Annotated in this window: 5 protein-coding genes; 1 reads left to right on the top strand and 4 read right to left on the bottom strand. The window is 69.3% G+C overall.

What is annotated here, in order from left to right; all coding sequences use genetic code 11:
- Positions 1-40: 40 nt before the first annotated feature.
- Positions 41-1,402: an FAD-dependent oxidoreductase gene (locus ACFU6I_RS30260; RefSeq protein WP_384372405.1), complete on the bottom strand. Its 1,362-nt coding sequence runs from the start codon at positions 1,400-1,402 to the stop codon at positions 41-43.
- Positions 1,403-2,025: 623 nt separating this feature from the next.
- On the opposite strand from ACFU6I_RS30260, the gene ACFU6I_RS30255 reads away from it, so the two are divergent.
- Entirely contained in the window at positions 2,026-2,547 is a 522-nt protein-coding gene (locus ACFU6I_RS30255; protein WP_384372403.1) for a GNAT family N-acetyltransferase, read from the top strand.
- Positions 2,548-2,665: 118 nt separating this feature from the next.
- Here ACFU6I_RS30255 and grpE read toward each other — a convergent pair whose 3' ends face one another.
- The 3 genes from grpE to ACFU6I_RS30240 form a co-directional block, all read right to left on the bottom strand.
- Positions 2,666-3,319 (bottom strand): nucleotide exchange factor GrpE, encoded by a 654-nt coding sequence (gene grpE / locus ACFU6I_RS30250; RefSeq protein WP_384372401.1) that lies wholly within the window; start codon positions 3,317-3,319, stop codon positions 2,666-2,668.
- The gene (dnaK, locus tag ACFU6I_RS30245; protein ID WP_384372399.1) at positions 3,319-5,172 is read right to left on the bottom strand and encodes a molecular chaperone DnaK; all 1,854 of its coding nucleotides are present in this window, start codon (positions 5,170-5,172) and stop codon (positions 3,319-3,321) included. The genes grpE and dnaK overlap by 1 nt, the downstream gene beginning before the upstream one ends.
- A gap of 528 nt (positions 5,173-5,700) precedes the next feature.
- Complete coding sequence (locus ACFU6I_RS30240) at positions 5,701-7,794, bottom strand: SpoIIE family protein phosphatase (RefSeq protein ID WP_384372397.1); 2,094 nt, start codon at positions 7,792-7,794, stop codon at positions 5,701-5,703.
- Positions 7,795-7,997: the final 203 nt, after the last annotated feature.

Raw genomic sequence — 7,997 nt, 5'->3', positions numbered from 1 at the left:
GGTCCCTGCCGGGGGGACCACCGGCGGCGCAGCCGTACGGTCAGGCTCCGGACGCCTCCAGCATGGCGCCGCGCTCCACGACCTTGATGCGCTCACGGCCCTGTTCCGCACCGAGAGCCTGCTCGTGAGCGTCCAGGCGGTGCCAGCCGTCACGCGTGGTGTAGCGGACACCGCGCGCCTGGAGGAAGGCGACGACCGCGTCCGGATCAGGCTGCGTCGGGGCCGGCAGCAGGCCCGCGGCCCGGTCCTCCAGCAGACAGGCGACCGTTTCGTTGGCGTCGCCCTTGGTGTGGCCGATCAGGCCGACCGGTCCCCGCTTGATCCAACCGGTGACGTACACCGAGGGCATCGGCTCCGCACCCTCGACAACCCGTCCGGCGACATGAGGGACCGTGCCGGAGGTGGGGTCGAACGGAAGCTTCGGCAGTTCGTCCGAGTAGTACCCGACCGCCCGGTAGACGCTCTGGACGTCCCAGTCGGTGAATCGTCCCGTGCCGCGGACGTTGCCGGTGCCGTCCAGCTCCGTCCGCTCCGTCCGCAGGCCGACCACGCTGCCGTCCTCCCCGAGAACCTCGACCGGGGACTCGAAGAAGTGCAGGAACAGCTTGTGGGGCCGGTCGCCCACGTCCCGGATGGCCCAGTTCTCCAGGGTGGAGGCAACCATGTTCGCCTGCTTGTTTCCCCGCCGTGTCTCGACCGATCCCGCGTCGTACTCGATGTCCTCGGGGTTGACGATGACCTCGATGTTGGGGGAGTGGTCCAGCTCCCGCAGCTCCATCGGGGAGAACTTGGCCTGCGCCGGACCGCGCCGCCCGAAGACGTGCACCTCCAGCGCCTTGTTCGCCTTGAGGCCTTCGTACACGTTCGCCGGGATCTCCGTGGACAGCAGCTCGTCCGCGGTCTTGGCGAGCATGCGCGCCACGTCCAGGGCCACATTGCCCACCCCGAGAACGGCGACCTTCTCGGCCGTCAGCGGCCAGGTGCGCGGCACCTCGGGGTGCCCGTCGTACCAGGAGACGAAGTCGGCCGCACCGTAGGAGCCGTCGAGGTCGATCCCCGGTATGTCGAGGGGGCGGTCCGCTTCGGCGCCGGTGGAGAAGATCACGGCGTCGTAGAAGGAGCGCAGTTCGTCGAGGCCGATGTCATGGGGGTAGTCGACGTTGCCGAACAGCCGCAGCTGCGGCTTGTCCAGTACCTGGTGCAGCGCGGTGACGATGCCCTTGATCCGGGGGTGGTCAGGGGCCACTCCGTAACGGATCAGGCCGAAGGGGGCGGGCATGCGCTCGAACAGGTCGATCGATACACCCGGGTCCAGTGCGCACTCGGATTTCAGCAGCGCGTCGGCTGCGTAGATGCCGGCGGGGCCGGCTCCGACAATGGCGACGCGGACAGGGCGTGTCATGGGGCTGTTGTTCCTTCGTTCCATGGGGCGGTTGAACGCGGGCAGAGAGCATTGGAAGTAAGGCTTGGCTTAGTACTCTCCACCCCACACGCTATGTCCTGCCCCCACCGGCCCTCCGACCGGGGGGCCATCCGGGAGGTGACAACCCCGCTTGCCCGCCTCCGCGCCGACCGCTCCGCGGAGCCCGACATGCAGCGCGGCGTTCCCGGGCGACCAGGGACGCGCCTGCGGAAGTCACTCGTCGAGCCGGGCCGCGTAGCGCAGACCTCCCAGTACATCGGCGCGCATACAGTGGCCCGCAGCCCGCCCGTGCGATCACGCGCGAGCGGCGTGGGCAGCCCCGCAGTGGGCTCGGGGACCGAGTTGCTCCCGGGCTGTACGGCGCGCTGTGAAGTCCCGTGGACCGCCCGGCCGGTGGCGACGGCGCGTACCGATGCAGACCGGACGTTGAACAGCCGTACTCGGGTCCTGTCCCGGAACCGTCCACGCGCACCGAGTGGTCGCTTCCGCGAGCGGTCTGCGGCCAGGCCGAGCAGCTGATCCACGGGACCCGGCGTTGCCCGCCACCCGCTCGATCCAGCAGGATGAGTGGGAATGGATCATGCCGGAGCGAAGGGGAGCGCATGGCTGACCAGTGGGTGAAGCTCGAACTCGATCTGACGACATGCCCTGTGCAACGGTTCGAACCGTATCTGTCGGCGTGTCGCGGAGCCGGCATCCGATTGACCACGCTGGCAGCGTTGGGTGACACCCCCGATCATCGCCGCACACTCTATGAGCTGAACAAGGAGTGTTCCGCCGACATCCCGGACAGGGGTGAGTTCTACACATTCGACGAATATGTCCAGCAGCGGATCGAGGTCCCGTCCTATGATCCACGCGGCATTGTGATCGCTCTGGACGGCGACACATGGGTGGGGATGTCCGCGTCGTCGAAACACAGCGGTTTCGTCTTCAATGAGATGACGGGTGTGAGAGCCGGCTATCGCGGCCGTGGCATCTCCGTCGCGATGAAGGCGTTCGGTCTGAGCTTCGCGGAGCTGTGTGGCGTAACCACGGTCCGGACTCTCCATCACCCCGCGAACGCGAATGCCATCGCCATGAACCGGACCATGGGCTACGTCGACGCGGAGTGGGAGCTATGACCGGGGCCGGACAGCCCGGCAGCCGGTGAGTGTTCCATTCCGCCGACAACGGCAGCCCTCGGCTCGCCACCGGTAGGCCGGTCACGTGTCGCGGTGAGGCCGCAAGTCCCGCCGTTGGTCAGCGGGGCGGGGATGGGCTCAGGGCCGGCCGCTCGGCTACGGCCACCTGTGCCGCGCGCATCAGGTGTGCGCCGACCCGGTAGCCGGGGCGCAGCACCTCGGTGCAGGTCGCGCCGGTGGTGCCGGAGGCGGTGGTGGAGGTGAGGGCTTCGTGGATGTGGGGGTCGAACGGTTCGCCTGCCTCGCCCACGCTGTGCAGGCCCAGCGCGGCGAGGTGGGACTCCAGAATCCCGGCGACTCGGTGGAAGCCACCGGTGACGTGGCCCTGTGCGCGGGCCCGGTCGATGGCGTCCAGGACGGGCAGCAGCCCGGCGAGGACATTGGCGACGGCCACCTCCCGGATCGCGAGGCGGTCCCTCCGTACACGTTTGCGGTAGTTGTCGTACTCCGCCTTGACCCGCTGCAGGTCCTCGGTGCGCTCGGCCAGGTCCGCCTCCAGCTGCCGGATGCGGTCCTCTGGGCCGGACGGACTGCGGGCGGCGTACCTGCCGGCAACCGGTGGGCCGGCCGTCGCCGCCGTGTGTGCCGACGGTGTGGCCTCCTGACCTTCGGGTCGGCGGGGCCGGAGAGCGACGGGATCGATGCTCCTGCGGTCGCGGATGACCACGAGGGGTGGGAGATCCGGACGCGGGGGCCGGGCCGGCTGCTTCATCACGTGCCTCCCTTCGCGGTGTCGTCGTCCACGATCTCCGCGTCCACGACTTCTTCCTCGCCGCCCTGTCCGGCGTCGGCAGCAGGACCGGGGGGCTGATCCGTCCGGGCCTGCGAGTAGAGGGCGGTGCCGATCTTCTGAGCAGCTGTGGCTGCTCGTTCCACGGCGGAACGGAGGGCGGCGGTGTCGTCGCCCTTGAGCTTCTCCTTGACGTCGGCCAGCGCGTTCTCCACGTCCGTCCTGACGTCCGCGGGGATCTTGTCAGTGTTCTCGGCCAGGAGCTTCTCGGTGGTGTAGACGAGGTGTTCGGCGCTGTTACGGGTGTCGGCGGCCTCCTTCTGGCGGCGGTCCTCCTCCGCGTGGGCCTCGGCATCGCGCATCATCCGCTCGATGTCGTCCTTGGGCAGCGCGGAACCACCGGTGATGGTCATCTTCTGTTCCCTGCCGGTGCCGAGGTCCTTCGCGGCGACGTGCATGATGCCGTTGGCATCGATGTCGAAGCTGACCTCGATCTGCGGGAGGCCGCGCGGGGCCGGGGGCAGGCCGGTCAGCTCGAACACGCCGAGCTTCTTGTTGTAGGCCGCGATCTCGCGTTCGCCCTGGTAGGCCTGGATCTGGACGGACGGCTGGTTGTCCTCGGCCGTGGTGAAGATCTCCGAGCGTTTGGTCGGGATCGTGGTGTTGCGTTCGATCAGTTTGGTCATGATGCCGCCCTTGGTCTCGATACCCAGGGACAGCGGGGTGACGTCCAGCAGCAGGACGTCCTTGACCTCGCCCTTCAGGACACCGGCTTGCAGGGCCGCGCCGATCGCGACGACCTCGTCCGGGTTCACACCCTTGTGCGGTTCCTTGCCCGTCAGCTCCTCCACCAGTCCCGTGACGGCGGGCATCCGGGTGGAGCCGCCGACCAGAATGACGTGGTCGATGCCGGAGACCTTGATTCCAGCGTCCTTCACGGCCTGATGGAACGGGTTCTTGCAGCGCTCCAGGAGGTCCGCGGTGAGCTTCTGGAACTGGGCACGCGTGAGCTTCTCGTCGAGGTGCAGCGGGCCCTCGGCGGAGGCGCTGATGTAGGGAAGATTAATGGTCGTCTCGGTCGCCGCGGACAGTTCGATCTTCGCCTTCTCCGAGGCCTCGCGCAGCCTCTGAACGGCCATTTTGTCCTTGGCGAGGTCGACCCCGTAGTTGTTCTTGAACTGCTTCACCAGGTGGTCGACGATCCTCTGGTCCCAGTCGTCGCCGCCCAGGTGGGTGTCGCCGTTGGTGGACTTCACCTCGACGACGCCCTCGCCGATGTCCAGGAGGGACACGTCGAACGTGCCGCCGCCGAGGTCGAAGACAAGGATCGTCTGGTCGCTCTCCTTGTCCAGACCGTACGCCAGGGCCGCAGCGGTCGGTTCGTTCACGATCCGCAATACCGTGAGACCGGCGATCTCCCCGGCCTCCTTCGTGGCGGTGCGCTGCGAGTCGTTGAAGTACGCGGGCACCGTGACCACGGCGTCGCTCACGTCCTCACCCAGATAGGCCTCCGCATCGCGCTTGAGCTTCTGCAGGACTCTCGCGGAGATCTCCTGCGCGGTGTAGCGCTTCCCGTCCACGCTGCCGGAGTCCGGGAACCGCCAGGCCGCCTCACCCATGTGCCGCTTCACCGACCGGGCGGTGCGCTCCACATTGGTCACCGCCTGCCTCTTGGCGACCTCGCCGACCAGCACGTTGCCGCCCTTGGCGAATGCCACAACGGACGGGGTTGTCCGGGCGCCCTCGGCGTTCGGGATCACAGCCGGTTCGCCGCCCTCCAGAACGCTGACGACAGAGTTCGTCGTACCGAGGTCGATACCGATCGAGCGTGCCATGATCCCGCTCCTTCTCCATGCTCCTCGTCGGGCAGGTGCCGGGGCTGCTCCGCGGCGCCCGGGGCGCGGCGTCCGGGCCCGGCGAATCGCGGTCGGCATCCGCACCGGCCGGTTTCGGCCTCGAACGTGCCTTTCACCCTCAGATTCCGGGATACGTCGACTGCCAACCGCTGTCAACGCGGCCCTGCGCCGAAGCTTCGAAGCGACGCCGCCGGACCGTGAGCGCGGAGACCGAGTGGGGCCTCGGACCGCACTCGCCACGTCCGAAGGGGAAGCCCTCATGACCTCCATGTTGCCTTGATGACCCGACCGACCGGGACCGACCCTGCCCCCGACGGAGGCCTGCCTCCGCTGCCGCACCGACGAGGCGCCCACCGAGTGCCTGCCCCGCCTGCGCGGGAGGGTGGGTATGCCCTCTGCGTCGTAGGTATGCGGCTACGGACCACGGCTGCAGAGGAGGCCGTGCGCCGCCTCGGCCACGAGCAGCCCTGCAGCTGGACGGGACCGTCAGGACGCCGCGCCGTGGCTTCACGGCTCGTGTCCGGACTGCATGTGTCGGGTCCGGGCGATGAGCAGGGCTACGTCGTCGTGGTCGTCCCGGTGGCGCAGCGCGCCCAGCAGGAGGTCGCAGGTCTCCTCCAGAGGACGGCGGGGGGTGCTGAGCAGGTCGGTGAGCGCCTGGAGGCGGTCGTCGATGTCCTGGTCGCGGGTCTCGACCAGCCCGTCGGTGTAGAGGACCAGTTCGTCGCTGACACCCAGATGGAACTCGATCGTCTCGAAGGGAACGCCGCCGACACCCAGTGGGGCTCCGGTGGGCAGGTCGAGCAATTTCGGCACGTGACCCGGCCGGGTCAGCACGGGAGGCAGATGGCCGGCAGTGGCCATGCGGCAGCGCAGGAGGTGCGGGTCGTAGACGGCGAAGACGCAGGTGGCCATGGCGCCGTCCAGACCCACGGCGATGTCGTCGAGTTGAGCGAGGACGGCATCGGGTTCCAGCCCGAGTGCGGCGAGGGTGCGAGCGGCGATGCGCAGCTGGCCCATGGTCGCGGCCGCGTTGATGCCGCTGCCCATCACATCGCCGACCACCAGCGCGGTCTGCTCACCGGGCAGCGGGATGACGTCGAACCAGTCCCCGCCGGCCTCGTCGGCCGCCGCAGCGGGTTGGTATCGGTAGGCGATCTCCAGTCCGGGCCTGGGAGCGGGCTCGGAGGGCAGCAGGTGGCGCTGCAGGGTGAGCACGGCGCGGCGTTGACGCTGGTACCAGCGGGCGTTGTCGATGGATACCGCCGCGCGGGCGGCGAGTTCTACAGCGAGGACTTGATCGTCGTGGTCGAAGGGCTGCTGATTGCGGGCGCGCTTGAGGTCCAGCACGCCGAGGACCTCACCGCGGGCGATCAGCGGCACCGCGAGATAGGAGTGCAGGCCCGCCTCCTTCAGCAGGGTGGCGGCCTCCGCGTCGCGGGCGATGCGGGCAAGGTCGCTCTCCCGCACGCGGGACACCAGGACGGGGCGGGCGGATCTCGCGCTCTGCGTGACCAGCCGGGTGGCGTCGTAACTCGCCAGTTCGCCGACCGGGTCGGCGGCCCGGACTGCCGGCGTGGGGTAGGCGGTCTTCACCGCGAGCGCACGGAACGACGCCGTGTCGCCGTCGTCGTGGGGTTGCGTGCCCCCCAGCACGGAGTCGAGGACGTCGACGGCGACTATGTCGGCGAACTCCGGCACGACGATGTCGGCCAGCTCCCGGGCGGTGACCTCGAGGTCGAGGGAGGTGCCGATCCGCGCGGACGCGTCGGCGATCAGGGCCAGGCGCCGCCGAGTCCGGACGGCGGCGGCAGCTGCCCGCAGCTGCTCGGTGACGTCCACGATCGAGGTGGCCAGTCCGATCACTTGTCCGGACGCGTCCTCCAGCCGGTAGAACGACACACGCCAGGCGTGCTCCGTGCCGGGGTCGGCCGCGGTGCGGCCGGTGGTGAACTGGTTCAGCCGAGGCACGCCGTCCGCAAGCACGCGCCGCATCGCCGATTCGGTGGCGTCGGCGTCCAGGAACGACAGCACCTCGCCGACGCGTCGGCCCAGGTGCTGCTCGGCGGGCAGGCCGTTGATGCGCTCCAGCGCCGGGTTGACCAGCACGTACCGCAGGTCGGTGTCCATGACCGCAAGGCCCATCGGGGATTGCGACACCAATCGCATGGACAAGGCCAGATCACGCTCCACCCGTTGCAGCGTGGCGCGGTCGGAAGCGATGCCCAGTGCGTAGAGGTGGCCGTGCTCGTCCTCGAGACGCATGTTGCGGAACTCGGCCAGGCGGGTGCTGCCGTCCTTGTGGCGCACCGGGAATACCCCGGCCCAGGCCCCGCAGCCCGCCATCACCTGCGCGAACAGCGACGTCACCCGCTCTCGATGCTGTTCCTCGATGAGCAGGTGGATCGCGCTGCGGCCCAGTGCCTCCCCGGCGGTGTAGCCGAACAGTTCCTCGGCCTGAGGGCTCCACAGAGCGATCCGGCCCTCGGCGTTCAGGACCACCGCGGCCACACCCAGCACATCGAGCAGCCCGCCCGGAGCGGCCGAAGGATCAGCCGCTCCCGGCGCAGCGTCGCCCAGCAGGCCGTCGGCCTCTGTCACGGCCGGACCCTCCTTCCCCTCAGAGGTCCATCACACCGCCCGCGCGAACAGCCTCGCCGCCCTGGCTCCCGTGCATAGCTTTCAGTGTGTCCATCGTCCCCCTACCAGCCGCCACCGGCAGATCCGAACCGGGATTCGGGGCCGTCGCCCGAAGGGGTGTTGCCGGGGCGTCGGACCGCTCAGCTTCCTGCTGCAGCTCCGTG

The organism is Streptomyces sp. NPDC057486 (assembly GCF_042802415.1).
Lineage (GTDB): Bacteria > Actinomycetota > Actinomycetes > Streptomycetales > Streptomycetaceae > Streptomyces > Streptomyces yanii.
The sequence above is the reverse complement of the archived record's forward strand: the minus strand, read 5'-3'. Positions and strand labels throughout refer to the sequence as shown.

What these genes read in the sequence shown, in the direction of transcription:
- ACFU6I_RS30260 (WP_384372405.1), bottom strand. Translation starts at nt 1,402, where the DNA reads ATGACACGCCCTGTCCGCGTCGCCATTGTCGGAGCCGGCCCCGCCGGC.
- ACFU6I_RS30255 (WP_384372403.1), top strand. Translation starts at nt 2,026, where the DNA reads ATGGCTGACCAGTGGGTGAAGCTCGAACTCGATCTGACGACATGCCCT.
- grpE (WP_384372401.1), bottom strand. Translation starts at nt 3,319, where the DNA reads ATGAAGCAGCCGGCCCGGCCCCCGCGTCCGGATCTCCCACCCCTCGTG.
- dnaK (WP_384372399.1), bottom strand. Translation starts at nt 5,172, where the DNA reads ATGGCACGCTCGATCGGTATCGACCTCGGTACGACGAACTCTGTCGTC.